Source organism: Enterobacter vonholyi, from assembly GCF_008364555.1.
Classification (GTDB): Bacteria; Pseudomonadota; Gammaproteobacteria; order Enterobacterales; family Enterobacteriaceae; genus Enterobacter; species Enterobacter vonholyi.
Genome location: NZ_VTUC01000002.1, coordinates 289,637 through 315,420, shown reverse-complemented (window position 1 = coordinate 315,420; position 25,784 = coordinate 289,637). Strand labels below are relative to the sequence as shown.

Here is a 25,784-nt window from a genome sequence, read left to right as displayed (position 1 = left end):
CGTTTCCCCCCGCCGCAGCGGGGGGTTCTCTTTTACTTCGCCGCGTTATTCATCACCGCATTGAATTTGTCGACAGGACAGAAGCCGTTCGCATCTACCGGGCAGCCTTTCAGCTCCAGCGTCACGCGCTGTGCAGGCGACTGCAGCGACAGCACGCTGGCGTTGCGCAGCTGCTCTGAGCTCTGATAGACATACTCAATTTTCATCAACTCCTGGTTGGCATTTTTGTCATGCCAGCGCTGGAAGACAATCTTGCCGCCAATCGGGGTGCGTTCCTGCTGGTCGTGCAGCTGATACGGTTTGAAATCCAGGGCCGCCAGCAGGGAAGCAATGTTCGAGTCATGTCCCACCAGCAGGGTGATCTTAGGCGCTTTAGCCTGGTCGGTGACCAGCGTTTTATCGATATATTTCACCAGCGGCTTCGCCACGTTTTGCGCCACCTCGGTTGAGGTAAACAGCGAGTCCTGATAGCCGTTCTTCAGCTTCGACAGCACGCGCCACTGCTGGTCGGTTTTGATTTCTCCCCAGGCCACCTGGTCAGCCGGGAAGCCTTCGTAATACTGTAGCGTAAACGCGTCCACCAGCGAGTTACCCACCTTCAGCGGCCCGGATACGCCAGGCTCTTTTTCATAGTCGGCGCTGAAGGTATCTTTTGCGTCCGCCAGAGAGCAGACTTTTTTCTCTTTGCAGGACGGCGAATCGGCGTAGTTCGTCATCTGCTCAAGCAGCTTATAGCTTTCGCCAAGCTGCATTTTCTGCCGCTCGGTCTCCATCGCCTTGAGCGCTTTTTCGCGGAATTCCGGCGTGTTATCGGTAATCACCGGGTTGAACGTCGGGTCCATGGTGCCCATTTTTTCCTGATGGTGCACGGGCACATCGCAGCCCGGGAACGCGCCGGTAATGAAGAACTGCGCGGTAGCGACGGTACGCTGCAGGCTGTTGGCGTAAGCATAAACGCTATCCGCCGCTGGACATTCTCCCGTCTTCACCATCCCCTGCTGCGCCAGCCACTCGCGCATATAATGGCCCATATAGACTTCCAGCACGCCACCCTTGGTGGTGAGCTGACCGCCCGGCACCTCCCACTCCGGCCACTGCTTCGGCGTGGACTGCTCCAGCACGCTGCCGTTATTAGCGAGCGGCGCGCGCAGGTTATGGCGACTCATGATTAAAACTTGCTCCAGCTGATACCCTTCCGGCGTCTCTTGCGCCTGCACGCCAAACGTTGCTGAAATGGAACCGGCGACTGCCAGCGCGAGTAGTGCTTTTCTCATCCCTAATTCCTCACTCGTTTTAAAATGTCGCGTTCAGTGTGACAGATTCGTGACAATTTTCCGGGAAGCATTTCTCAAACTGATGATTAACATGCTTACGACGCGTGCAGATTAGTTTTATAATAAAACCACACCCCACCGGAGAATTCGCTGTGAAACGTACCCGCCTTGAAGAGAGCACCTGCCCCGTCGCCCGTTCGCTGGATATTATAGGCGACTGGTGGTCGCTGCTGATTGTTCGCGACGCGCTACGCGGGATTAAACGCTTCGGCGAGTTCCAGAAAAGCCTCGGTATCGCAAAAAATATGCTGACTACGCGGCTAAAACTGCTGGTCGACGAGGGCATCCTCCGGCTTCAGCCTGCGTCTGACGGCAGCGCCTGGCAGGAGTATGTCCTGACCGATAAAGGGCGCGCCCTGCAAACGGTGCTGGTTGCCCTCTCCCAGTGGGGCAACGAGTTTTTGTTCGCGGAAAACGAATGCGGCACCGTGCTGGTCGATACCGAACAGCGCAAACCCCTGCGTAAACTGGCGCTTATCGCCGACGACGGGCGCGAACTGACGCCTGAAGAGATCGTGGCTAAACTCCCCTCCTGACCGTTCCCGACGGCAAAAGCACAAAATGCTCGCAAATATGGTTGCATTATAAAACCAAATAGCAGAGAGTTTATTCAGTTTCATATTGAAACCAAATAACCCACTTTGCTTTGAGGTAACACACGATGACTACGCAAATCACCACAGCCCTGATTACGGGTGCCTCTTCCGGGATCGGTGCCGTCTATGCTGACCGCCTTGCCGCGCGCGGCGCTAACCTGGTGCTGGTCGCCCGTCGCGAGGATCGCCTGAAAATCCTCGCCGCCGACCTGCGCGCGCGCTATGGCGTGGCCGTTGATATTCTGGTTGCCGATCTCACCGATGAAGCCGGGATCCGCGCAGTGGAAGAAGAGCTGCGCAGCAATATCGCCATTGATACGCTCGTTAACAACGCGGGCACCGCGCAGATGGCACCGTTCCTCGCGGGCGAGGTGGCGCAGCATCAGGCTATTAACACCCTGAACACCACGGCGCTGATGCGTCTGACCTACGCCATCCTGCCCCGCCTGGCGCAGAACAATCGCGGCACGCTGATCAATATCGCGTCCGTGCTGGCCCTGCACGTCCGGGCGGGCAGCGCGCTCTACAGCGCCACCAAGGCGTGGGTTCTGAGCTTTACCCGTGGGTTACAGGAAGAGTTTGCCGACAGCAGCGTGCGCATTCAGGCCGTGCTGCCCGCCGCCACGGCGACAGAAATCTGGAGCCATTCGGGCGTCACGGTGAACGATCTGCCGGAAGGATCGGTGATGACCACCGACGATATGGTGGATGCGTCGCTGGCGGGTCTGGATCAGGGTGAACCGATCACCATCCCGCCGATGCATGACGCTGGCCTGTGGGATCGCTACGAAGCGGCGCGTCTTGAGCTGTTCAACAGCGCGCGCACCGGCATTCCGGCACCGCGCTACGTAAAACAGTAGCCTAACGCTCAAGCTGGTCGCCGTACTCGCTCATCCAGGCGGCCAGCGGGGAGAGTGCGTCCTGCAGGGTTAACCCCAGCTCGGTTATCTGATACTCCACGCGCGGCGGGATCTCCGGGTAGACCGTCCGCGTCACCAGCCCGCGCTGCTCAAACAGGCGCAGCTGCTTCGTCAGCTCTTTCTGCGTGATGGGGGCAGCCGCCCGCAGCAGATCGCCAAAGCGTACGGGCGTATTAAAGACAATCAGGCGATAGAGAATGGGGATCGCCCATTTACCGGAAATCAGGTTCACAAACTGCGTCATCGGGCAGGTATACGCCTCAGATTTTTTTTCGCAGCACACCTCCAGCATTTCTGCCATAGCACACCTCTTGCCTCTTAAGTATCCATTTGGTACCTGGTTTCCTTTCGATACTAACGTTTCTATAGTGCTTTCTCCAGTGACATTTCAGGAGAAGAATATGGGTCGTTTAACAGATAAATATACGCTGATTACCGGCGGCACCAGCGGCATCGGCCTCGCCACCGCGCAGGCGTTTATCGCCGAAGGCGCGCGCGTCGCCGTGACCGGGCGTAACCCGGACACCCTCGCCGAAGCAGAACGTATTCTTGGCGATAAGGCCTGGGTGATCCCAACCGATGCGGGCGATATCTCGTCGCAAAAAGCCCTGGCGGAAACCCTCGCCGCCCGCTGGCCACGCCTGGACGCGGTGTTTCTCAACGCCGGCGACGTAACGCACGCGCCGCTGGAAGAGTGGCGGGAAGAGACCTGGGATCGCCTGATGGGCATCAACCTGAAGGGACCGTTCTTTTTGATTCAGGCGCTGCTGCCGCTGCTGAATAACCCGTCGTCGGTGATCCTCTGCGGCTCCGTGAGCGCGCGCATCGGCCTGCCCACCAGCAGCGTGTATGCCGCGAGCAAGGCCGCCCTGCTGTCGCTGGCGCGCACGCTCTCGGCGGAACTGCTGCCGCGCGGGATACGCGTCAACGGCCTGAGCCCCGGTCCGGTGGAGACCCCGGCGTTTACGAAAACGGGCTTAAGCGACGAGGCGCTTAACGCGATGATGGCGGAAATCATCAAGATGGTGCCGCTGGGCAGAATGGGCTCAACGGCGGAGCTGGCAAAAGCCGCGCTCTATCTGGCGTCCGACGAGTCGAGCTACACTGTAGGAACGGAGCTTCTGGTGGATGGTGGAATGGGGAGCCTGTAACTCAAAAGGCGCTGATGCCGGTGACCGCGCCGACATACAGCGCCGCCCACGCGCAGGCGGAAAGCAGGCTGACGGCGTAGACCTTTGCTGCATTCAGCCTGAGCATACCCGCTGCCAGCGGCACGATGTAACGCAGCACCGCCAGAAAGCGCGACGTAAACAGTGCGATGACGCCGTTCTTTTGCAGCTGATGCTGTACCCGTAAAAACGTAGCGGCATGCTTCGACGTAAAGCGCGTGACCAGCCGGGTGTGCCCCATCAGCTGCCCTAAGTGGTAGTTCAGCACCGATCCCGCCGTTGCCCCCATCACTACAGCCAGCCATGCCAACGCAGGATGCATGCTCCCCTGGCTGACGGTAATGCCCGCCAGCAGCATCACCGACGCGGGCGGCAGCACGGAGGAGATCAGCACCGTCGATTTACTCAGCGCCATCACAAATAACAGCGCGAAAAGATGTGCCGGATACAGCGCAAAATGATTCAGCAGATTATCAAGCCACGCCATTTTCTCTCCTCCGTTAATTATTTAATCCTCCATTTAAAATGAATAAACCTAAATAAACCCTCAACGCTTTATTAATAATATTTATCTAAACCGTTCTTAAACATTATTTAATTTCCTGAGCGGTAAATTTAAACAGGCGTATTATTTCCCTCGTTTTACAACGATCTCGTTATGGCGAGGCTCCTGTACAAATACACGTTATCGCTCTGGTAGGTTCGAGAGAACCGGCACAGGGTAAAACAGGCACTGTCGAATCAAGGCTTTGTCAGTATAACTTCCCTCACGGGATACGGTGTACAGTGCTGAACCCAGGACGTGGGGATCTCCTCTTCGACATGCCCTGTCTTGCTCGCCCCTGAGAGATGTTATTATTCAAAGGGAATTCACTATGTCTTACGCGATTCACAACCAAAACCTGGCATTCAATGACAGCGCTGTCGCGCAATATATGAATACCGATTTTATTGTCCTTGATATTTCATTATGCGTGGCGCTGGCGCGCGAGCAATTCTTCGAAAAATTAAAAGACGACGATATTCCGTCTCATATTTTTATTGAAGACAATGGTCGCCTGGCGGGCATGATTGCCGTGCGTAAATTGCTGCAAACCGCCGACACGGTCCAGCCGGTGAAATCGCTGATGATTTCGCAGTTTTTGCAGGTCAAACCGGAGGATGAACGTGCCGACGTTGCCGGACTGCTGGCGCACGGCGGCGCGGATGTGGTGCCTGTGGTCACCCACGGCAAGCTCGTCGGCTGCCTGACGGAGCGCGAAATCGCCCATCTGCTGGAAGATGACGTCACTGAAGACGCCCAGCTTCAGGGGGCGACGCTACCGCTGGAGAAGCCCTATCTGGATACCAGTCCGTATAGCCTGTGGAAGAAACGCTCCGTCTGGCTGCTGCTGCTTTTTGTCGCAGAAGCCTACACCAGCTCGGTGATCCAGCATTTCGAAGAGGCGCTGGAGTCCGCCATCGCGCTGGCGTTTTTTATTCCGCTGCTGATCGGCACGGGCGGCAACAGCGGGACGCAGATCACCTCCACCCTGGTGCGCGCCATGGCGCTGGGGGAAGTGCGTCTGCGCGACGTTGGCCGCGTACTGCGTAAAGAGATGACCACCTCGCTGATGATTGCCGCCACGCTCGGTATCGCAGGGTGTATCCGCGCCTGGATGATGGGGATTGGGCTGGAGATTACGCTCATCGTCAGCCTGACGCTGGTGTGCATTACGCTCTGGAGTGCGATTGTCTCGTCCGTCATTCCGATGGTGCTCAAGCGCTGCGGCATTGACCCGGCTGTCGTCTCCGCGCCGTTTATTGCGACGCTTATCGACGGTACCGGGCTGATTATCTACTTTAAGATCGCGCAATATACGCTGGGGCTGGAGTAACGCGGTCCGCCAGCTGGATCACCGCTCGCGAAAACGCCTCAATCGCCAGGGCGACATCTTCAGCCATCACCGATTCCGCCGGATGGTGGCTGACGCCTCCTTTGCAGCGCACAAACAGCATGCCGACCGGCCAGCGTTCCGCGATGGCAATCGCATCATGGCCCGCACCGCTGGGTAGCGATAGCGAGCGACCCTGTACCGATTTGACCGCCTCCTCCAGCACGTTTTGCAGGTGGATATGGCACGGCGTGGCGGCAATGCGGTAAAACTCCTCGGCGCTGAAGTCCAGATTGCGGCTCGATGCGATCGCCTGCGCATGCTCCAGCAGGTCGTTAAGCAACCGATCCAGCGGCGCATCCTGCGGGCCGCGAATATCCAGCGAGAGCTGAACCTCGCCGGGGATCACGTTCACCGCCCCCGGCAGGCAGCGCAGTTCGCCAACCGTCGCCACCAGGTTTCCGCCCTGCTGTCGGGTAGCGTTTTCAATGATGACCATCCACTCGGCGGCGGCGGCCAGCGCATCCCTGCGGTGGTGCATCGGCACGGTTCCCGCGTGCCCGGCCTCGCCGGTAAAGCGGCAGTTCAGACGACGCGCGCCGTTAATGGCTTGCACCACGCCCAGGGCGAGCGCCTCCTGCTCAAGGCACGGCCCCTGCTCAATATGCAGCTCCAGATAGGCGCTGAAATCCTCCTGACGGCGCGCGGCATGCAACACGCGTGCAGGATCGAGCCCCACCAGAGTCATCGCCTGCGCCACGCTGATGCCGCTGGCGTCGGCTTTCTCCAGCCAGCCCTGCGGCCAGGTGCCCGTCAGCCCCCGGCTGCCTAACAGCGTAATGCCGAAGCGGGTTCCCTCTTCGTCGCAAAAGCCGACAATCTCGATGGCCTGCGCCAGATGCACACCCTGCTGGTGCAGGCTGTCCACCACCTCAATGGCGGCAAGCACGCCGAGCATGCCGTCGTAGCGCCCGGCATTGCGCACGGTATCGAGATGCGAGCCGAGCAGCACCGCCTGCGCCCCCTCCTGCTGGCCTTCATAGCGTCCGCAGATATTGCCCACGCTGTCCTGCCAGACGGTCATGCCCGCCTGGCACATCCACTCTCCGATCAGCTGGTTAGCCTGCAGATGCTGCGTGGAGAGATAGACTCGCGTCAGGCCGTCCGGGGTTTCGCTGATGGCGGCCAGCGCGTCGGCGCGCGCCATCACTCGCTCTGCCGCCGGGCTCATTGCGGCGTCTCGCGGCGATAGTGGTCCCACGCGGCCTGCATGGCGGCCCCCTGCGTGGTGGAGAATTTCAGGTAGTTCAGCACCGACTCCAGCGCGCTCAGGGTGGTCATCACGCAGTCCTTGCGTGCGTTGTAGCCCATGGTGCCAATGCGCCAAACTTTGCCGTGCAGCGGGCCAAACGAGGTGCCGATTTCAATCCCGAAATCCTCCAGCATCAGCTTACGCACCTGGTCACCGTTGATGCCCTGCGGGATCACCACGCCCAGCACGTTGTTCATCTTGTGCTTCAGGTCGCCGAAGGTCTCCAGCCCCATCGCCTGAATGCCCTTCAGCAGCGCATCGCCGTGCAGCCTGTGGCGAGCGATGCCGTTATCCAGCCCCTCCTGCAGGATCAGACGCGCGCACTCGCGGGCGCCAAACAGCGCGGTGGTGGCTTCGGTGTGGTGGTTAAGACGTTCCGGCCCCCAGTAGTCCATCACCATGCCGAGATCGAAGTAGTTGGAGTAGATCATCTCCTCGTCGCCGTCGCGGTGGGCGTCGGTGCGTATGCCTTCCTCAACGCATTTGCGGCGGCGGATCGCCTCCTCCATGCGCGCGCTCAGGGTGATCGGCGAGGTGCCAGACGGGCCGCCGAGGCATTTCTGCATCCCGGCCGAGACGGCATCCAGCCCCCAGGCATCGGTCTCCAGCGCGTTACCGCCGAGCGACGCGGTGGCATCGGTGTAAAACAGCACGTCGTAGCGGCGGCAGATCGCGCCCAGCTCGGCGAGCGGCTGCAGCATGGTGGTGGAGGTGTCGCCCTGCACGGTCAGCAGCAGGCGCGGACGAATACGCTTAATCGCATCCTCGACCTGGTCCGGGGTAAACACCTCGCCCCACGGCACCTCGATGGTATGCACCTCCGCGCGGCAGCGGCGGGCAATTTCGCACAGCAGGTGGCCAAAGCGGCCAAAGACCGGCACCAGCACCTTATCTCCCGGGCGGATGGCGGAGACCAGAATGGCTTCAATTCCCGCGCGGGAGGTGCCGTCCACCAGCATCGTCCAGCGGTTTTCGGTGCGGAATACCCCGCGATAAAGCGCCATCACCTCGTTCATGTAGTGGGTCATGGCCGGATCGTACTGCCCGATCAGCTGGCTCGACATGGCGCGCAGCACGCGCGGGTCGGCGTTGATCGGGCCCGGCCCCATCAGCAGGCGCTGCGGCGGGTTGATTTGCGGAAAGTGTGCGATATCCATTGTTAAGTCCTTATCAGTTGAGGCCGCGCACGGAGGAGATGAACTGCTTCAGTTCCGTGGTCTGCGGGTTGGCGAACAGCGTTTTGCTGTCGCCCTGCTCCCAGACTTTCCCCTGGTGCATAAACACCACGCGGTCGCCCACTTCGCGGGCAAAATTCATTTCATGGGTAACCAGTATGAGCGTCATCCCCTCGGCCGCCAGCTGCTCCAGCACTTTGAGCACTTCGCCCACCAGCTCCGGGTCGAGCGCGGAGGTGATCTCGTCGCAGAGCAATACTTTCGGCGACATCGCCAGCGCGCGGGCAATCGCCACGCGCTGCTGCTGGCCGCCGGAGAGGCTCGACGGGTAGTAATCCAGACGATCGCCGAGGCCAACCTTCTCCAGCATGCGCTGCGCCAGCTCGCGGCATTCGGCGGCGCTTTTCTTCAGCACCCGACGCGGGGCGAGCATCACGTTTTCCAGCGCCGTCATGTGCGGGAACAGATTGAAGCTCTGGAACACCATCCCCACCGAGCGGCTGATTTCACGCGCCTGGGAATCCCGGTCGGTAATGGTCATGCCGCCCAGCTTGATGCTGCCGTCCTGATAGCCTTCCAGACCGTTAATGCAGCGCAGCAGCGTGCTTTTGCCCGATCCGCTGCGCCCGATAATGGAGATTACCTGGCCCATGTCGATATCCAGATCGACGCCCTTGAGCACGTGGTTATCGCCGTAGTACTTCTGCACCTGATTAATGGTGATGAGAGGCATTGAATTTCGTCTCCAGATAGCGGCTGTAGCGCGACAGCGGATAACACAGAATAAAGTAGCCGAGCGCCACCAGCGCAAAGACCTTAAACGGCTGATAGGTCACGTTGGTCAGCATGGTCCCGGCCTTGGTCAGCTCGACAAAACCGATAATCGACGCCAGCGCGGTGCCTTTGATCACCTGCACGGCAAAGCCGACCGTCGGCGCAATGCCGATGCGCAGCGCCTGCGGGGCGACGACGCGAAACAGGGTCTGGCCGAAGGTCAGCCCCAGGCAGCGCGACGCTTCCCACTGCCCCTTCGGTAAAGCGCGAATGCAGCCGTTCCAGATATCGAGCAGAAACGCGCTGGTGTAAAACGTCAGCGCCAGCGAGGCGGCGGTCCACGGCGAGACGTCGATGCCGAACAGCGCCACGCCGAAGAAGGCCAGGAACAGCTGCATCAGCAGCGGCGTGCCCTGAAACAGCTCAATATAGCCGCGGATAATGCGCTTCACCGTGCGCCCGCCCGTCAGGCGCAGCAGCAGGAGCGGCAGCGTTACCACCGCCCCGCCGACGAACGCCACCAGCGACAGCAGCACCGTCCAGCGTCCGGCCAGCAGCAGGTTGCGAATAATGTCCCAGTCGGTAAAGGTGGTCATCATGCCTGCACCCCCAGCCATTTGCGTCCTGCCGCCATCATCAGCTGGCGCAGGGTTATCGACAGCGCCAGGTAAATCCCGGTTGTCACCAGATAAACCTCAAAGCTCAAAAACGTTCTGGACTGGATCAGGTTGGCGGCGAAGGTCAGCTCTTCATAGGAGACCTGCGACACCACCGACGAGCCGAGCATCACGATGATGCACTGGCTCACCAGCGCCGGGTAAATGCGCTGCAGCGCGGGCGGCAGCACCACGCGAATAAAGGTCTGCAGGCGGGTGAGCCCCAGCACGCGTCCGGCTTCCCACTGCCCTTTCGGCGTGACCTGAATGCCCGCGCGGATAATCTCGGTGCTGTAGGCGCCCAGGTTTACCACCATGGCCAGCAGCGCCGCTTCACCCGCCGTCATCTTCAGGCCAAGATTTGGCAGGCCGAAGACAATGAAAAACAGCTGTACCACAAACGGCGTGTTGCGGATGATCTCCACGTAGCCGCCCCAGATCCGGCTGAACCAGGTCGTGCGTCCGCTGCGGATCGCCGCCCCGAAAATCCCTATCGCCAGCCCGCCGACGGTCGCCATCACCGTCAGCTGAACGGTGACCCACAGCCCTGCCAGCAGCTCCGGCCAGTGCGGCCAGAGCGCGGAGAAATCAAGTTGCTCAGTCATCGGCTCAGGCGCCAAGGTTTGCCGGCAGCGGGGCCTTCAGCCATTGCTCAGACAGGCCGTTCAGCGTGCCGTCCTTGATGCCCTGCTCAATCAGCGCATCCACTTTTGCCTTCAGGGCCGGTTCGTTTTTCTTCAGGCCAATAAAGCACGGCGAATCTTTCAGCATAAAGCTCGGCACCGGGGCTTTATCCGCGTTCTGGCGCGAAATGGCCGCCACCACGAGGTTACCGGTTGCCACGTACTGCACCTGCCCCGACAGGTAAGCGGAGAGCGTGGTGTTATTGTCTTCGTAGCGCTTCACGTCCGCGTCTTTCGGCGCCAGTCCAGTCAGCACCATGTCCTCCACCGCCCCGCGCGTCACGCCGATGGTTTTTCCGCTCAGCGCGGCGGCGTCCTTCAGCTCGGCCCCTTTTGGACCAAACACGCCAAGGAAGAACGGCGCGTAGGCGCGGCTGAAGTCGATCACCTTCTCGCGCTCCGGGTTTTTACCGAGGCTGGAAATGACCAGGTCCACCTTATCAGTTTGCAGGTACGGCACGCGGTTGGCGCTGGTCACCGGCACCAGCTGCAGCTTGAGCTTCATCTGTTTGGCGAGATAGCGCGCCATATCGATGTCGTACCCCTGGGGCTGCAGATCGGTCCCCACCGAGCCAAACGGCGGGAAGTCCTGCGGAACGGCAATACGGATAGTACCGCGCTTCTCGATATCCTGTAGCTGGTCAGCCTTTGCCGGCAGCTGCGTGAAGAGGCATGCTGCCCCGGCCAGTGCAATCAACAATTTTTTCATGGTGCTTCCCCGTAACGTTAACATGAAACAAAAGATTCTTTGAATGTGATTTTGCAACTAATGTGCCAGATAAGGCGAAGCGGGAAATATTCTTGTAAAGCCTGATAAAATGCGGACGGGGCGGAAATGCTCTCCATTTTCGCCCCGCCATTACGCACCATTTTAATGCAAAGCACCAGCCTGATGCCCCATTATCGCTGTTCGAGCTCGTCCAGCTGCTGATAGAGGGAGGCAATATCGTGAATGCGCGGACGGCCTTTATCGAGGATCTCATGCAGGAAGGCGTTCGCCAGCAGGTTGATCAGACTGTTAACCGAGGAATAGCTGTCATAGGCCGAGACGCTGTCCAGCGGGGCGCAGAGTTGCCAGCTGGCGAACGGAAACAGGCTGTGGGCCTGCGGCTCGCACATCAGCAGCACCGGAATACCGCTGCTCTGAAGCTGCTGCATCAGCGGGCGAATGATGCGCGGACGGCGGCGGAAGGCCATCATGACCACCAGATCGTCCGGCGTTAAGTCCACCAGCTCCTCGCTCAGGCTCTGCCCCGGCTGCGGCAGGACCAGCACCTGACCGCGCGCCTGCAGCAGCTGCTGGCGCAGGTGGAGCGCCGCCGGATAGGCGTTACGCATGCCGATAATCACGATCCGCCGCGCCTTCACCATGCAGGCCATGGCGTCGGCAAACTGCTGCGCGTCGAGGGCATTGATCCACTGGGTCAGGTTCGCCATCTCCTGCTTGTAGTGGCGTGCCAGCAGCGTGTTGCCCTGCACCGCGTCGCGGTTATCGGTGAGCGGCATCCCGCTCTGGCGCAGGGTGCGCAGCTCTTCGCGCATGTCCTTATATTTCTCATAGCCCAGACGCTTAAACAGACGGCTCACCGTGGCTTTCGATACCCCGCTCAGCTGCGCCAGCTCGGCGCTGTTGTAGCTAATGAGATCGTCAAAATGATCAAAAATAAAGTCCGCCACCCGCTGCTCCTGCGGCGACAGCGACGGGTATTGTGCTTTCAGACGTTCATCCAGTTGTTCCATAGCGCCTCTGTAACTTTTGTTTCATTACATTTTGGTTTTCATTCTACCTTTCATTATACGTGCCAGTTTACTGAAACTTTTCTTTCAGAACTGGAACAGCTTTTGCAGCGCCTTGTGACTTTCAGGGTTACGAGGATTCTTCATGCAAAGTAATGTCTCCACACACGGTATGGCGGTTGCGCCGCACCACCTCGCCAGCCAGAGCGCGCTGACGGTGCTACGCGAAGGCGGCAGCGCGATAGAAGCGATGGTCGCGGCGGCGGCCACCATCGCCGTGGTTTACCCGCATATGAACGGGCTGGGCGGCGATGGCTTCTGGCTTATCGTGCCGCCGGAAGGCGACCCCATCGCCATTGACGCCAGCGGCGCGGCGGGATCGCACGCGACGCTGGCCGCCTACGATGGGCTCACGCAGATCCCCCATCGCGGACCGCAGGCGGCGCTAACCGTCGCCGGCACGGTCAGCGGCTGGGACGAGGCGCTGAAGGTTTCCCGTGAGATGACCGGCAAGTCGCTGCCGCTGGCCCGCCTGCTGGCCGACGCCATTGACTACGCGCAGAACGGCACGCCGGTCACGGCCTCTCAGGCTCACGCCACTGCCAGCAAGTTCGACGAGCTGAAGGATGTGCCGGGCTTCGCGGAAACCTGGCTGGTCGACGGCAAGCCGCCGCAGGCCGGGAGCCGCTTTTACCAGCCCGCCATGGCTACAACCCTGAGGCGCCTGGCGGAAGACGGTCTGGACAGTTTTTATCGCGGCCCGCTGGCGGACGTGCTGGCGCACGGCATGGAGACGCTGGGCCTGCCCGTTACGCTGGCCGATTTACACGCCCACGCAGCCCGACGCACCGCGCCGCTGACGCTGCAGCATCAGCAGGGGGAGATCTTTAACCACGCCCCGCCGACGCAGGGGCTGGTCTCGCTGGCGATACTCGGCATCACCGACCGACTGAACATGGCGGAGGCCGACGACGCCGAAACCCTTCACCGCATCGTTGAAGCCACCAAGCTGGCCTTTGGCCTGCGTGATGCCCACATCACCGACCCGCGCGAGCTGAAAACCGATATTCAGGATCTGCTGGATCCCGCCGCCCTGCAGGCGCTTGCCAACAGGGTTGACGACGGCCGGGCCGCACCGTGGGGAACCGGAAAAGGCCCCGGCGATACGGTGTGGATGGGGGTGATGGACAGCAGCGGGCTTGCCGTGTCGTTTATCCAGAGCATTTATCACGAGTTCGGCAGCGGCGTGGTGCTGCCCGATACCGGCATCGTCTGGCAGAACCGAGGGGCATCATTCAGCCTCGATCCCGCCCATCTTCTGGCCCTCGCGCCGGGCAAACAGCCGTTCCACACCCTGAACCCGGCGGCGGCGCGTCTGAAGGACGGTCGCGTGATGGTCTACGGATCGATGGGCGGCGACGGACAGCCGCAGACCCAGGCCGCGATCTTTACCCGCTACGCGATTCAGGGCGTGCCTTTACAGGAGAGCATTTCCCGCCCGCGCTGGCTGCTGGGGCGCACCTGGGGACAAACCTCGGACACCTTAAAGCTTGAAGGACGTTTTCCACCCGAGACGGTCGTGCGCCTGCGGGCACTCGGTCACGAGGTGGAGCTTTTCCCTGACTTTAGTGAAGCCATGGGCCACGCGGGCGCGATTGTCCGCCACCCCAACGGGCTGTTCGAAGGGGCATTTGACCCGCGCAGCAACGGCGCGGCCGCCGGATTCTGAGGAGAAAAAAAATGACGACACACCAACCCGACTGGCAGGCATACCTGGCGCAAATGGAAACTGTACTCGGCGTGACGCTGGATGACGCCCGCCGCGCCGAGCTGCAGCTGCAGTTCAGCCGCATAGCCACCATGGCCGCCCCGCTGATGGCGCTGCCGCTCGACGACCGTCTGGAGATTGCAGGAGTTTATAAAGCATGACGCTACACGAGATGAGTATCAGCGCGATCCAGCAGGCGCTAAGCGCTGGGGAGCTGAGCGCTCGCGAGATCGCCCGACAGACGCTGGAGGGGATTGCGCGCGTTAACCCGCAGATCGGCGCCTGGACCGCCGTGACGGAAGCACGCATGCTCGCCGAGGCCGACAATATCGATACCCTGCGACGGGAAAAGCGCCCCCTGCCGCCGCTGGCGGGCGTGCCCTACGCGGTAAAAAATCTGTTCGACGTTGCCGGTCACACCACCCTCGCCGGAGCCGAATTGTTCAGCCAGCGCCCTGCCGCCGCCGCTGACAGTTTTGCGGTGCGCCAGCTGCGCAGCGCGGGCGGGCTGCTGACCGGGATGGTCAATATGGACGCCTACGCCTACGGTTTTACCACCGAGAACAGCCACTACGGCACGACGCGTAACCCGCACGACCTGACGCGCATTGCGGGCGGGTCGTCCGGCGGTTCAGCCGCCGCGGTGGCCGCCGGGCTGGTGCACTTTTCGCTCGGCACCGACACCAACGGCTCGATTCGCGTTCCGGCCTCCCTGTGCGGTATCTATGGCCTGAAGCCCACCTTTGGCCGCCTGTCGCGATCCGGCAGCCATCCGTTTGTCGCGAGCCTGGATCATATCGGCCCCTTCGCCCGCCGCGTGTGCGACCTGGCGTCCGTGTATGATGCGCTGCAGGGACGGGATACCAGCGACGGTTTTCAGGCCGAGTGCTCCCGGGAACAGACGCGCCCCCTGCTCGATCGTGGGCTTGATGGCCTGCGCTGCGCGGTGCTCGGCGGCTATTTCACCACCTGGTGCGACGCAGACGCCAGAGCCGCCGTGGCGCGGGTGGCGAAGGCGCTCGACGTGCAGGATGAGCTGCAGTTCCCTGACGCCGAGCTGGCGCGTTCGGCGGCGTTTATCATCAGCGCCTCCGAAGGGGGAAATCAATACCTGCCCGCGCTTCGCCATGAACCGGCGCGTTTTGAGCCGCACTCTCGCGAACGGCTGCTCGCCGGGGCGATGATCCCCTCAGCCTGGTATATTCAGGCCCAGCGGTTTCGCGCTCACGCCCGGCAGGCGTTCAAAACCCTGTTCGCGCAGGCCGACGTGCTGATCGCCCCGGCCACTCCGCGCAGCGCCACGCTGGCGGGTGAGCAGACCATGGAGATTAACGGCCAGCCGCTGCCCATTCGCGCCAGCATGGGGATGCTGACCCAGCCAATTTCGTTTTTGGGCCTGCCCGTGACCACCGTTCCCCTGCGCACCGCGCAGGGTGCGCCCATCGGCCTGCAGCTGATTGCCGCGCCGTTTAACGAGCAGGCCTGCCTGCGCGTCGCGCGGGTTCTGGAAGAGAACGGCATCACCGATGCCCGCCCGGCGGAGATAGCAGCATGATGAATCACGATGACATTAACCTCCCGTGGGTGGTTGCCGAGGTGACCGCCGCGTTTTACCGCTATGAGGACGCGCTGGTGAGCAACAACGTTGCGGTGCTGGACGAGCTGTTCTGGCACGACAAAAGCACGGTGCGTCTCGGAGCGGGTGAAAACCTGTACGGGATTGATGAAATCCGCGCCTTTCGGGCGGCGCGCCCGTCCGCCGGATTGCAGCGGACGCTGCGCCACACAGTGATTACCACCTTCGGGGAGGATTATGCCGTGTGCAGCACCGAGTTTACCCGCGCGGGGACGGAACGCATTGGCCGCCAGCAGCAGACGTGGGTACGGTTTGCCTACGGGTGGCGGATCGTGGCGGCGCAGGTGAGTTTGATGTCGTAGTCGTAGGCCGGGTAAGGCGCAGCCGCCACCCGGCTAAAGACGGCTCAGTTATTTCTGAAACGGATGCACCTCCCGCCAGTGGTCGGCAATCTGCTGGCGGGTACAGACCCATACCCGCTCGTGCTGCTGCACATAATCCAGGAACTTCTGCAGCGCGCGAAAACGCCCCGGTCTCCCCAGCAGGCGACAGTGCATGCCGATGGACATCATCTTCGGCGCGCTTTCTCCCTCTTCGTACAGCACGTCAAAACTGTCCTTCAGGTAGGTATAGAACTGCTCGGCCGTGTTAAACCCCTGCGCGGTCGCGAAGCGCATGTCGTTCGCATCCAGCGTATACGGCACAATCAGGTGCGGCTTGCGGGTGCCGTCGCTGCAGGCTACTTCCGTCCAGAAGGGCAAATCGTCGCCGTAGTAGTCGCTGTCGTAGTCAAAACCACCGTGCTCCACCACCAGCTGGCGCGTGTTGGGGCTGTCGCGCCCGGTGTACCAGCCCGCTGGCGGCTTGCCGAACAGGTCGGTCAGAACGTGCACCGCCTTATGCAGGTGTTCGCGCTCCTGGCTGATGTCCATGTTTTGATAATGGATCCAGCGCCAGCCGTGGCTGACCACGTCGTAATCTGCGGCTTTGATCGCCTCAACGATCTCCGGGTGACGCGCCAGCGCCATCGCCACGCCAAAGACCGTTAGCGGCAGGCCGCGCTTTTGAAATTCATTGTGGATCCTCCAGAACCCGGCGCGGCTGCCGTATTCGTAGAGGGAGTCCATCGACATGTGCTTATCCGGGTAGCTGGCCGCGCCGATAATGTCCGACAGGAACTGCTCGGATCCGGCATCGCCGTGCAGAACGTGGTTTTCCGCCCCTTCCTCATAGTTGAGCACAAACTGCACGGCGATGCGCGCCTGATTAGGCCACCGCGCGTGCGGCGGGTTGCCCGCGTAGCCGCGCAGATCCCGCGGATAATCCTGTTCAAAAAGCCCCATTGCCACCCCCAAAAATTAAAATGGATTCAATGCCTGAAAATGCCCGCTTAACGGTTTGTTCTCCGGGAATGCCAGATCCCCGTGCTTGCTGGTCGACAGCCCCAGCGCCACCAGCGATTCCACCATCTTCACCGCCGCGCTGACGCCGTCTATCACCGGCACGCGCAGCTCGCGGGTCAGCTCCTGCGCCAGCGTTGCCATGCCGCCGCAGCCCAGCACGATGGCGCCACAGCCATCCTCTTTCAGCGCCTGTATACAGCGCGCGCGCACTTTTTCCTGCGCCAGACCGCTGCCATCCTCCAGCGCGAGCACCGGAAGGTCGATGGCGTGCAGCGCCGCGCAATGGTCCTGAAAGCCATACTGGTGCAACAGATGACGGGCAATAATCAGCGTGCGCGGCAGCGTGGTAACCACCGAAAAACGCGTCGCCACCAGCGTCGCCATGTGCATCGCGGCTTCGGCAATGCCGATAACCGGCCCCTGGGCCAGCTCGCGCGCCGCCAGCAGGCCCGGATCGCCAAAGCAGGCAATCACGTGACCCGACACGCCCTGTTCCCTGCCTTTTTTGATCTGTTCCAGGACACCGACGGCGGCGATGGCCTCATCAAAGTGGCCTTCTATAGACGGCACGCCCGCGCTCGGGCAGACTGCGAGGATCTCCGTCCCCGGCGCCGCCACCGCGCGCGCCGCCGCGCCGATGGTTTCCGTCATGGCGAGGCTGGTGTTGGGGTTGATCACTTGTATACAGACAGACATTACGACTCCTTGTGGCCGGCAAACAGCCGGGCAAAATCAGGCAGGCACTCGCCCGCCCGCTCGAAGCAGAGGCTGGCGACGATATGTTCAAAATGGTGCATGAGGGCATCGCTTAATGGCTCAAGCGCCTTCTGGCGCAGCAGATCCACAAGCTGTTCGTGATCGTTGCAGCGGCAGCCCTGACGCCACGGCGCGCCCCAGGTGGCAATCACCAGCGAAGAACGCTGGCTCAGGCTGGTCACCATCTCAGTGAGCACCTGGTTGCCGGAGATGGCCTGCAGCTGAATGTGGAAATTGGCGGAGTGGCGAATCGCCGCCGGGCCGTCATAGGCCTCGTGCGCCTGCTGCTCCTGGCGAATAATGGTCTCCAGCGCGGCAAGGTGCGGCGGCTGGCAGTGCGCCAGCACGTCCGGAAGGTTAGCGACCTCCAGCAGCGCGCGGGTGCGAAAGATGTGTCGCGCCTCTTCCACCGTCGGACTGGCGACGTGTGCACCACGCTTGGGCGTCAGGGTGACCATTTGCACAGCGGCGAGTCGTTGAAGCACCTTGCGGATGCCCGTGCGGCTTACGCCAAACACCTCGGCCAGCGCCTCTTCCGGCAATTTGCTCCCCGGCAGCAGCTGATGTTCGACAATCGCGGTCATCAGCGCCTGAAAGATCGATTCGTCTTTGTCATGCAGGTCTGGCGCGGTCTGCAGGGCGTTTATGTTGTTCATTCACCACTCCGTCTTTTACTCTTCGTTATCGAATCGTATACATAAAAATAAAATATTGCATACAAGATTTATTATTTTGGCCTGGATCCTGCAACACCGTTTGCACTCCCGCTTAACGGGTTTTCATTCACAGGAGCAGGTTTCATGCCAAACAGTCAAAACGCACAGCAAGGTACGGCCGCTGATTCCGGTGCGGTTTACAGCCCACGTCTTTGCAATGAGGATCTGGCACCGACGCGTGACCAGAACTGGAGCTGGTACAACATCTTTTCGTTCTGGATGTCGGACGTTCACAGCATGGGGGGTTATGTTGTCGCCGCGAGCTTCTTTACGCTCGGGCTGGCAAGCTGGCAGGTGCTGCTCTGCCTGCTGGTGGGGATTTGCATCGTGCAGCTGTGCGCCAACCTGGTGGCCAAACCAAGCCAGATGGCTGGCGTGCCCTATGCGGTGATCAGCCGTCAGGCGTTCGGCGTCTTCGGAGCCAATATTCCGGCGGTGATCCGCGGGCTGATTGCCTTCGCGTGGTACGGCATCCAGACCTATCTTGCCGCCAACGCCCTGATGCTGGTGGCGCTGAAGTTCTGGCCATCGCTCTCTTCGCTCACCGCCGGCGCGTTCCTGGGCCTGTCTCATCTGGGCTGGATCTGCTTCGCTATTATGTGGGTCCTGCAGGCGATGGTCTTCTGGCACGGCATGAGCGCCATCAAGCGCTTTATTGATATCGCCGGTCCGGCGGTCTACGTGGTGATGCTTGCCCTCGCAGGCTGGATTGTATACAAGACCGGTTTTGACGGGATCTCCTTTACCCTCGCCAGCAAATCCCTGAGCGCGGGCGAGCAGACCTGGCAGATGATCACCGCGACCGCGCTGGTGGTCTCCTACTTCTCCGGCCCGCTGCTCAACTTTGGCGACTTCTCCCGCTACGGCAAAAGCATGGGCGAGATCCGCCGCGGCAACCGCTGGGGCCTGCCGTTTAACTTCCTGCTGTTCTCCATCGTCACCGTAGTGATTGTCTCCGGCACCCAGTCGCTGTTTGGCCGCATGATCACTGACCCGATTGAGACCGTCAGCCGCGTGGGCAACGATCTGGCCGTGGCGATTGGCCTGCTGACGATGATCACCGCCACCATCGGGATCAACATCGTGGCAAACTTCGTCTCCCCGGCGTTTGATTTCTCTAACTGCTCGCCGCAGAAAATCAGCTTCCGCACAGGGGGCATGATTGCCGCCGTCGGCTCGATCCTGCTCACCCCGTGGAACCTGTTCAACTCGCCGGAGCTTATCCACTACACCCTGGACGTGCTCGGGGCGTTCATCGGCCCGCTGTTCGGCATTCTGATTGCCGACTTCTACCTGATTAAGCGCGGCAAGGTGTCGGTTGACGATCTGTTCGACGACACGCCAAAGGGTAAATACTGGTACCGCAACGGCTTTAACCCGAAAGCTATTGGCGCGCTGATCCCATCCGTTGCCGTGGGCCTGGTGATTAGCTTTATCCCGGCCCTGCATGAGGTGGCGAACTTCAGCTGGTTTATCGGCGTCTTCCTCGGCGGCGTGACCTACCGCTGGCTGGCGCGGGAAGATCGTGAGACGGCGGGCGCGACGTCGTTCAGCTCCCGCGTGGCAACGCAAAAAGAGTAACCCTCGTCCTCCGGCCGCAGCTTATCTGCGGCCCTTTCATTCTGGCACCGTTCTTGCTGAGCCTTCTCACCCCCGCTACGCAAACACGAAGGCAGGAACCATGATGGAATACCAGACTGCGATACGCGGTGCATTTTTTGATATTGCCCGGGTCTGCGACAGCGCAGACGCCATTGCTCAACACGCGCGCTACCTTGAGGACGGGCTGCTGTTTATACAGAGCGGAAAAATTCTGGCGCAGATGCCGTGGCAGGAGGGCGAGCAGTATCTTGACCCGCACAAAGGCTATACCGACCTGCGCGGCAGGCTGCTGCTGCCCGGTTTTGTCGACACCCACGTCCATTACCCGCAAACGGAGATGATCGGCGCCTTTGGCGAACAGCTGCTGGAGTGGCTGACCACCTACACCTTCCCGGTGGAGAGCCAGTTTGCCGATGAGGCCTACGCGAAAGAGATCGCCGAATTTTTCATACAGCAACTGGTTAGCAACGGCACCACCACCGCGCTGGTGTTTTGCACGCTGCATCCGGAATCGGTCGAAGCGCTGTTTACCGAGGCCCTGCGCCTCAACATGCGCCTTATCGCCGGAAAGGTGATGATGGACAGACACGCGCCGGACTACCTGAGCGAAGACGCGAAGCAGAGCTACCGGCAGACGCGGGCGCTAATCCAGCGCTGGCACCATCGGGGACGGCTGGGCTATGCCATTACGCCGCGCTTTGCCCCGACGTCATCCCCCGAGCTGCTTGCGGCGGTCAGCCTGCTCAGAGAGGAGTTCCCGGACACCTGGCTGCAGACCCATCTGAGCGAAAACCCCAACGAAGTGGCCTGGGTAAGCGACCTCTGGCCGGAGCACGAGCGCTATCTGGACGTGTATCACCACTACGGCCTGACCGGCGAGCGCAGCGTGTTTGCCCACGCGATCCATCTGCACCACAGCGAGTGGCAGTGCCTGCATGACACCGGCTCGGCGGTGGCGTTTTGCCCCACCTCTAACCTGTTTCTCGGCAGCGGGCTGTTTCGCCTCCCCGCCTGCTGGCAGCACAGGGTGCGGATGGGCATCGGCACCGACGTTGGGGCGGGCACGACCTTCAGCATGCTGCGCACGCTGGGGGAAGCCTACAAGGTCGGCCAGCTTCAAAGCTACCGCCTGCGCGCCAGCGAGGCGTTTTACCACGCCACGCTGGGCGGCGCGCACGCCCTCCGGCTGGACGATAAGATTGGCAACTTCACACCCGGCAAAGAGGCTGATTTTGTGGTCATCGATCCCGACGTGACGCCGCTGCAGCGCCTGCGCAATCGCCGCTGTCAGGATATCTACGAGCAGCTTTTTGTGCTGATGACCCTCGGAGACGAGCGCAACATCAGCGAGACCTGGGTCAACGGCGAGCGGGTGTGGTCAACTGCCCCGGTAGGTTGACCACCCGCCGGGGGCAATCACAAACGGCAGATGGAAATGCTCGTCTGCCGTTTCTCCCGTCACAAAATCAATTTGCGCACAGGGGTAGATTGTCTCCCGGCCGGTATCGCTAAACCACGCCCCGATCTCCGCCACCAGCCGATAGCGGCCCGCGGGCAGAGAGGCAACGAACGCGGCGATGCGCCCCTGGGCGTTGGTCACGCCCGTGGCCAGCGTCTTCCCGTCCTGTTGCAGATGAACCGTTACGCCCTCCGCGGGCTTGCCCGTTGAGATATCGAGAATATGGGTGCTGAGTGTGCTCATTCGCTAATAACTCCTTCCAGCCGAAGCAGCGTAATTTCCCGCAGCTGTTCCAGCGCGGCACGGACTTCCTGCGCGTCGCTGTTCTCCAGCCGCGCGTGCAGGGCCCGCAATATCTCCTCGCCGCTGCGGCCCTTCGCGCGGATCAGAAACACGCGTCCGAAGCGGGCCTCGTAGCGGGCGTTGCCCTCGCGCAGCGCCTGGGCAAGAGCACCATCGCGATCGTTCACAGCGCCCTGCTCCTGACGCGACAGCGCCGCCTCCGCCGCTGAACCCGCGGACTTTTCCCCGATGCGCGGATGGGCGCTCAGGGCCTGCGCCAGCTCCGCTTCGTCCCAGTTTTGCGTCAGCGCGTTTGCCGTACTGAGTAATTCGTCCCGGCTGGCGTATGGCCGCCCCAGAGCCAGCGCGTCGGCCCAGCCGGGTATCGCCACGCAGGGCAGAAGCAGCGTAAGAGCATCTTTCTCAGGAAGCTGATTGAAGTCGTGCAGTGCGATCATAGTGTCTCCTTTATTATCCTTCTCCAGGCTATTGCACAAACCACGCCACCCTGAACGCGGGCGTGAAACAGTCGATTCCGTATAGCTCAACTGGAAATTTTTGATTCATAAAAAGGCACGCTCACCGCGTTTACGCACCTTAGCAGTGCAAACGTCTCCCTTACAACGCCGTTTTCGCCATGCTGCAGCCTGGTACGCAAATTGCTGAATGTCTTTACACCCTGCAAAAGGAGAGAAGCATGAAAGCAATCGTGATTGGCGCGGGCATTGGCGGCCTGAGCGCCGCCGTGGCGCTGAAGAAAGCGGGCATCGACTGTACCGTGTTTGAAGCCGTAAAGGAGATCAGGCCCGTCGGGGCGGCCATCTCCATCTGGCCTAACGGCGTGAAATGCATGCAGCACCTCGGCATGGGCGACATCATCGAGACCTATGGCGGGCCGATGCGTTTTATGGCCTACAAGGATTACCGGCGCGGCGATACCCTGACCCGCTTTAGCCTTGCCCCGCTGGTTGAGCGTACCGGCGGGCGTCCCTGCCCCGTCTCGCGCGCTGAACTCCAGCGCGAAATGCTGGACTTCTGGGGGCGCGACAGGGTGCAGTTCGGCAAGCGCGTGGAACACGTCCATGAAGACGACGCGGGCGTGAACGTCACCTTCACCGATGGCACCACGGCAACCGGCGATTTTCTGATTGCCGCCGACGGCAGCCACTCGGCGGTTCGCCCGTACGTGCTGGGATACACGCCGGAGCGCCGATACGCCGGGTACGTAAACTGGAACGGGCTGGTGAAGATTGACGAAGAGATCGCCCCGGCGCACCAGTGGACCATGTTCGTTGGCGAAGGCAAACGCGTGTCGCTGATGCCCGTCTCCGGCGGACGCTTCTACTTCTTTTTTGACGTGCCGCTGCCCGCAGGCCTGGCGGAAGATCGCACCACCCTGCGCGCCGATCTCACTGGCTACTTCCGCGGCTGGGCGCCGCCGGTGCAGAAGCTTATCGCGGCGCTGGATCCTGAAACGACCAACCGCATCGAAATCCACGATATCGAGCCGTTCGACAGCCTGGTGCGCGGCAACGTCGCGCTGCTCGGCGATGCCGCGCACAGCACTACGCCGGATATCGGCCAGGGCGGCTGCGCGGCGATGGAAGATGCCGTAGTGCTGGGGGAATGCCTGCGTGAAAACCATAATATTACGCTGGCGCTGCGGCAGTACGAGGCGCTGCGCTGCGACCGGGTGCGCGACCTGGTGCTGAAGGCGCGTAAGCGCTGCGACGTCACCCACGGGAAAGACATGGCGCTGACGCAGGCCTGGTATCAGGAGCTTAGCGAAGAGACCGGAGAGCGCATCATCAACGGTCTGTGCGAGACCATTCAGGGCGGCCCGTTAGGCTGAACGCAAGAGGGATAATGATGAAAAGAGAACCGACTCCACCCGCCCACTGTACGTTTGAGCCAGAGGACTGGCTGCGTCTGGCGAAATGCTGGCATCCGGTCGCGCGCGCCTGCGACGTCGGTCCGGCGCCGATCAAAGCGACGCTGCTGGATGAACAGCTGGTGATTTACCGGATAAACGACCAGGTTGTGGTCGCCCGTGACGTTTGCCCGCACCGCGGCGTGCCGCTGACGCTCGGCTTTCACGATGAGCACGGGATTATCTGCCCCTATCATGGTTTACGCTTTGGGGAGGACGGGCGCTGCAACCGTATTCCCTCCAGCCCCGACCAGCCCGTTCCGGCGAAGCTGAACCTGATTAACTACGCCGTGGAAGAGCGGTACGGGCTGATCTGGACCTGCCTGGCCTTTGATCCGGATAACCCCGCGCCGCTGCCCGCCATGCCGCACTGGGATGACGACGGATTTCAGCAGATTAACTGCCCGGCGTTTGAGGTAAACGGCTTTGCCGGACGTCAGGTAGAGGGTTTTCTGGACGTGGCGCACTTTGCGTGGATCCACACCGAAACCTTTGCCGACCCCAATAATCAGCTTGTACCTGCCTATCAGCCGCAGGAGACGCCGTTCGGCTTCGTGGCGGATTACTGGAGCTCCGTGAGCAACTATCCCGCCAGTTCGGACGTGCAGGCACCAGAAGGGTTCCAGTGGCTGCGCCATTTTGAAATGCACCTGCCGTTTACCGCTACCCTGACGATTCATTTTCCGGGTGAATCGCGGCTGGCGATCATGAACGCCGCGTCGCCCGTGTCGTCGCGCGTGACCCGCATGTTCGCCCCTATCGCCCGCAACTTTGACCTGCATATTCCGGTGGAGGATGTGCATGCCTTTAACCTGCGCATTTTTGAAGAGGATCGCCTGATGGTCGAAACCCAGCGCCCGGAAAGCCTGCCGCTGGATCTGACGCTGGAAGCCCATATTCCCGCAGATAAAAGCTCAATTGCCTACCGTCGGGGGCTGAAGAAGATGGGCTTTGGCGAATTTTTCCTGGTATGACGGAGGCCGATATGCTGAGCGTAATTGTTGACGGGCTGTGGCGTGAGGGCGACAAAAGCCTCGCCGTCAGGCTGGTGGCTGAAAACGGCGAAGCGCTCCCGACGTGGCAGGCCGGCGCGCACGTTGATGTCCACCTGCCCTGCGGCGTGGTGCGCCAGTATTCACTGACCGGAGCATGTGGGGACGAGAGCTATCTTATTTGCGTGGGGCGTGAAACCGCCTCGCGCGGCGGGTCGCGCTACGTTCACGAGACGCTGCGTCCCGGGCAGAAGCTGATGATATCGGCCCCGCGCAACCTGTTTCCGCTTCAGCAGGCTGAGCGGGTTTTGCTGCTGGCGGCGGGCATTGGCATTACGCCGCTGTACGCGATGGCCCTGCAGCTGAAGGCGACCGGAACGCCGTTTACGCTGCACTATTACGTCAGAAACCGCGAAAGCGCGGCGTTTACGCGTGAACTCTCCCGGTTCGATGAGTGCCTCATTCATACCGCCAGCCCGCGCATAACGCTGGCAGAGCATCTCCCCGCGCCCGAGGCGGGGCTTCACGCCTGGATATGCGGACCGGCAGGATTTATGGAAAAAGTGTGTGAGGTCGCCACTGCAAAGGGATGGGATGACGCCCAACTTCACAGCGAGGCGTTTCAACCCGTTGCGCCCGCCGCAGGCGGTGAAACCGGGGAGATTTTCACGGTCAAACTGGCCTCCACCGGTGAGCGCTGGCCGGTGCCTGCGGATAAGACCATCGCCCAGGTATTACAGGAAAACGGGGTGGACATTCCGCTGTCATGCGAAATGGGGATCTGCGGCGCGTGCCTGACGCCGGTGATTGACGGCGTGGTGGATCACCGGGATAGCGTGCAGTCGGAGGCGGAAAAAAGCGCGACGAACCAGCAGGTGGCGCTGTGCTGTTCGCGAAGCCATTCCGGGGAGCTGGTGATTGGGCTGTAAAACGAAAAAAACCCTGCGATATTGCTATCGCAGAGTTTTCGAATTTGGCGGAAGCGTAGAGATTCGAACTCTAGAACCCTTTCGGGTCGCCGGTTTTCAAGACCGGTGCCTTCAACCGCTCGGCCACGCTTCCAAAGTGAG

27 protein-coding genes, 1 tRNA gene, 1 pseudogene and 1 riboswitch are annotated in these 25,784 nt (G+C 61.2%); of the genes and pseudogenes, 13 read left to right on the top strand and 16 right to left on the bottom strand.

All coding sequences use genetic code 11. The annotated features are described in order from the left end of the window. Window positions 1-32: 32 nt before the first annotated feature. Window positions 33-1,274 (bottom strand): bifunctional glucose-1-phosphatase/inositol phosphatase, encoded by a 1,242-nt coding sequence (gene agp / locus F0319_RS03725; protein ID WP_149366308.1) that lies wholly within the window; start codon window positions 1,272-1,274, stop codon window positions 33-35. Window positions 1,275-1,426: 152 nt separating this feature from the next. On the opposite strand from agp, the gene F0319_RS03720 reads away from it, so the two are divergent. Both F0319_RS03720 and F0319_RS03715 read left to right on the top strand, forming a co-directional pair. Beyond that, window positions 1,427-1,870, top strand: coding sequence for a winged helix-turn-helix transcriptional regulator (locus F0319_RS03720; RefSeq protein WP_111964502.1), 444 nt, complete (start codon window positions 1,427-1,429; stop codon window positions 1,868-1,870). A gap of 125 nt (window positions 1,871-1,995) precedes the next feature. Continuing rightward, a complete protein-coding gene (locus F0319_RS03715; RefSeq protein WP_149366307.1) occupies window positions 1,996-2,790 on the top strand; it encodes an SDR family NAD(P)-dependent oxidoreductase in 795 nt (264 codons plus the stop codon). Between the two features lies 1 nt (window position 2,791). Here the strand turns inward: F0319_RS03715 and F0319_RS03710 are convergent, their stop codons facing one another. After that, window positions 2,792-3,151 (bottom strand): winged helix-turn-helix transcriptional regulator, encoded by a 360-nt coding sequence (locus F0319_RS03710; protein WP_023335206.1) that lies wholly within the window; start codon window positions 3,149-3,151, stop codon window positions 2,792-2,794. A gap of 100 nt (window positions 3,152-3,251) precedes the next feature. Between F0319_RS03710 and F0319_RS03705 the strand changes: the two genes are divergently transcribed. Then, window positions 3,252-4,001, top strand: coding sequence for an SDR family oxidoreductase (locus tag F0319_RS03705; RefSeq protein ID WP_149366306.1), 750 nt, complete (start codon window positions 3,252-3,254; stop codon window positions 3,999-4,001). A 1-nt stretch (window position 4,002) separates the two neighbouring features. Here the strand turns inward: F0319_RS03705 and F0319_RS03700 are convergent, their stop codons facing one another. Continuing rightward, window positions 4,003-4,506 carry a DedA family protein gene (locus F0319_RS03700; RefSeq protein ID WP_136194661.1) on the bottom strand — a complete coding sequence of 168 codons (504 nt, stop codon included), beginning with the start codon at window positions 4,504-4,506 and terminating at the stop codon, window positions 4,003-4,005. Window positions 4,507-4,664: 158 nt separating this feature from the next. Further along, a riboswitch (M-box (ykoK) riboswitch) is annotated at window positions 4,665-4,834 on the top strand. A gap of 60 nt (window positions 4,835-4,894) precedes the next feature. Between F0319_RS03700 and F0319_RS03695 the strand changes: the two genes are divergently transcribed. Next, window positions 4,895-5,896, top strand: coding sequence for a magnesium transporter (locus F0319_RS03695; protein ID WP_111964506.1), 1,002 nt, complete (start codon window positions 4,895-4,897; stop codon window positions 5,894-5,896). On the opposite strand, the gene hpxK is transcribed toward F0319_RS03695, so the two are convergent. The 7 genes from hpxK to hpxU form a co-directional block, all read right to left on the bottom strand. Then, window positions 5,862-7,124, bottom strand: coding sequence for an allantoate amidohydrolase (gene hpxK / locus F0319_RS03690; RefSeq protein WP_149366305.1), 1,263 nt, complete (start codon window positions 7,122-7,124; stop codon window positions 5,862-5,864). The genes F0319_RS03695 and hpxK overlap by 35 nt on opposite strands. Further along, window positions 7,121-8,362, bottom strand: a complete 1,242-nt coding sequence (locus F0319_RS03685; protein WP_115874686.1) for a pyridoxal-phosphate-dependent aminotransferase family protein — start codon at window positions 8,360-8,362, stop codon at window positions 7,121-7,123. The genes hpxK and F0319_RS03685 overlap by 4 nt, the downstream gene beginning before the upstream one ends. A gap of 13 nt (window positions 8,363-8,375) precedes the next feature. Next, the gene (locus F0319_RS03680; RefSeq protein ID WP_008499843.1) at window positions 8,376-9,113 is read right to left on the bottom strand and encodes an amino acid ABC transporter ATP-binding protein; all 738 of its coding nucleotides are present in this window, start codon (window positions 9,111-9,113) and stop codon (window positions 8,376-8,378) included. Further along, on the bottom strand, window positions 9,094-9,750 hold the full coding sequence (locus F0319_RS03675; protein WP_168708008.1) for an amino acid ABC transporter permease: 657 nt from the start codon (window positions 9,748-9,750) through the stop codon (window positions 9,094-9,096). The genes F0319_RS03680 and F0319_RS03675 overlap by 20 nt, the downstream gene beginning before the upstream one ends. Beyond that, entirely contained in the window at window positions 9,750-10,415 is a 666-nt protein-coding gene (locus F0319_RS03670) for an amino acid ABC transporter permease (RefSeq protein ID WP_111964571.1), read from the bottom strand. The genes F0319_RS03675 and F0319_RS03670 overlap by 1 nt, the downstream gene beginning before the upstream one ends. Before the next feature lie 4 nt (window positions 10,416-10,419). Continuing rightward, on the bottom strand, window positions 10,420-11,202 hold the full coding sequence (locus tag F0319_RS03665; protein WP_023311064.1) for a transporter substrate-binding domain-containing protein: 783 nt from the start codon (window positions 11,200-11,202) through the stop codon (window positions 10,420-10,422). 191 nt (window positions 11,203-11,393) lie between these two features. Further along, entirely contained in the window at window positions 11,394-12,233 is an 840-nt protein-coding gene (gene hpxU, locus F0319_RS03660; protein WP_149366304.1) for a MurR/RpiR family transcriptional regulator HpxU, read from the bottom strand. Between the two features lie 142 nt (window positions 12,234-12,375). Here hpxU and hpxW point away from each other — a divergent pair, with 142 nt between their 5' ends. From hpxW to hpxZ, 4 genes are read left to right on the top strand one after another with little or no spacing between them, the layout of a single operon-like run. Further along, on the top strand, window positions 12,376-13,959 hold the full coding sequence (gene hpxW, locus F0319_RS03655) for an oxamate amidohydrolase (protein ID WP_149366303.1): 1,584 nt from the start codon (window positions 12,376-12,378) through the stop codon (window positions 13,957-13,959). An 11-nt stretch (window positions 13,960-13,970) separates the two neighbouring features. Then, entirely contained in the window at window positions 13,971-14,159 is a 189-nt protein-coding gene (hpxX, locus tag F0319_RS03650) for an oxalurate catabolism protein HpxX (RefSeq protein ID WP_045334723.1), read from the top strand. Continuing rightward, entirely contained in the window at window positions 14,156-15,553 is a 1,398-nt protein-coding gene (locus tag F0319_RS03645; RefSeq protein WP_149366302.1) for an AtzE family amidohydrolase, read from the top strand. The genes hpxX and F0319_RS03645 overlap by 4 nt, the downstream gene beginning before the upstream one ends. Next, the gene (gene hpxZ, locus F0319_RS03640; protein ID WP_149366301.1) at window positions 15,550-15,936 is read left to right on the top strand and encodes an oxalurate catabolism protein HpxZ; all 387 of its coding nucleotides are present in this window, start codon (window positions 15,550-15,552) and stop codon (window positions 15,934-15,936) included. Before F0319_RS03645 ends, hpxZ begins: the two co-directional genes overlap by 4 nt. A 48-nt stretch (window positions 15,937-15,984) precedes the next feature. Here the strand turns inward: hpxZ and puuE are convergent, their stop codons facing one another. The 3 genes and pseudogenes from puuE to F0319_RS03625 form a co-directional block, all read right to left on the bottom strand. After that, on the bottom strand, window positions 15,985-16,884 hold the full coding sequence (gene puuE, locus F0319_RS03635; protein WP_232057393.1) for an allantoinase PuuE: 900 nt from the start codon (window positions 16,882-16,884) through the stop codon (window positions 15,985-15,987). Further along, window positions 16,841-17,673: pseudogene (gene hpxA / locus F0319_RS03630) on the bottom strand (allantoin racemase). The gene puuE and the pseudogene hpxA overlap by 44 nt, the downstream one beginning before the upstream one ends. Further along, complete coding sequence (locus tag F0319_RS03625) at window positions 17,673-18,389, bottom strand: GntR family transcriptional regulator (RefSeq protein WP_111964516.1); 717 nt, start codon at window positions 18,387-18,389, stop codon at window positions 17,673-17,675. Before F0319_RS03625 ends, hpxA begins: the two are co-directional and overlap by 1 nt. 144 nt (window positions 18,390-18,533) lie before the next feature. Here F0319_RS03625 and F0319_RS03620 point away from each other — a divergent pair, with 144 nt between their 5' ends. Beyond that, on the top strand, window positions 18,534-20,030 hold the full coding sequence (locus tag F0319_RS03620; protein WP_111964517.1) for an NCS1 family nucleobase:cation symporter-1: 1,497 nt from the start codon (window positions 18,534-18,536) through the stop codon (window positions 20,028-20,030). 100 nt (window positions 20,031-20,130) lie between these two features. Then, on the top strand, window positions 20,131-21,450 hold the full coding sequence (gene guaD, locus F0319_RS03615) for a guanine deaminase (RefSeq protein ID WP_111964518.1): 1,320 nt from the start codon (window positions 20,131-20,133) through the stop codon (window positions 21,448-21,450). Here the strand turns inward: guaD and uraH are convergent. Both uraH and uraD read right to left on the bottom strand, forming a co-directional pair. Further along, window positions 21,430-21,753 carry a hydroxyisourate hydrolase gene (gene uraH / locus F0319_RS03610; protein ID WP_115874674.1) on the bottom strand — a complete coding sequence of 108 codons (324 nt, stop codon included), beginning with the start codon at window positions 21,751-21,753 and terminating at the stop codon, window positions 21,430-21,432. The two genes, guaD and uraH, sit on opposite strands and share 21 nt — an antisense overlap. Continuing rightward, window positions 21,750-22,250 (bottom strand): 2-oxo-4-hydroxy-4-carboxy-5-ureidoimidazoline decarboxylase, encoded by a 501-nt coding sequence (uraD, locus tag F0319_RS03605; RefSeq protein WP_149366299.1) that lies wholly within the window; start codon window positions 22,248-22,250, stop codon window positions 21,750-21,752. Before uraD ends, uraH begins: the two co-directional genes overlap by 4 nt. Before the next feature lie 239 nt (window positions 22,251-22,489). Here uraD and hpxO point away from each other — a divergent pair, with 239 nt between their 5' ends. Genes hpxO through F0319_RS03590 form a run of 3 tightly spaced genes read left to right on the top strand, consistent with a single transcriptional unit; the run spans window position 22,490 to window position 25,643 of the window. Beyond that, entirely contained in the window at window positions 22,490-23,644 is a 1,155-nt protein-coding gene (gene hpxO, locus F0319_RS03600) for an FAD-dependent urate hydroxylase HpxO (RefSeq protein WP_149366298.1), read from the top strand. Window positions 23,645-23,658: 14 nt separating this feature from the next. Next, window positions 23,659-24,696, top strand: a complete 1,038-nt coding sequence (gene hpxD / locus F0319_RS03595; RefSeq protein ID WP_188035081.1) for a molybdenum cofactor-independent xanthine hydroxylase subunit HpxD — start codon at window positions 23,659-23,661, stop codon at window positions 24,694-24,696. A gap of 11 nt (window positions 24,697-24,707) precedes the next feature. Continuing rightward, window positions 24,708-25,643, top strand: a complete 936-nt coding sequence (locus F0319_RS03590) for a PDR/VanB family oxidoreductase (RefSeq protein ID WP_149366297.1) — start codon at window positions 24,708-24,710, stop codon at window positions 25,641-25,643. 45 nt (window positions 25,644-25,688) lie between these two features. On the opposite strand, the gene F0319_RS03585 is transcribed toward F0319_RS03590, so the two are convergent. Continuing rightward, window positions 25,689-25,776 (bottom strand) — tRNA-Ser (locus tag F0319_RS03585). Window positions 25,777-25,784: the final 8 nt, after the last annotated feature.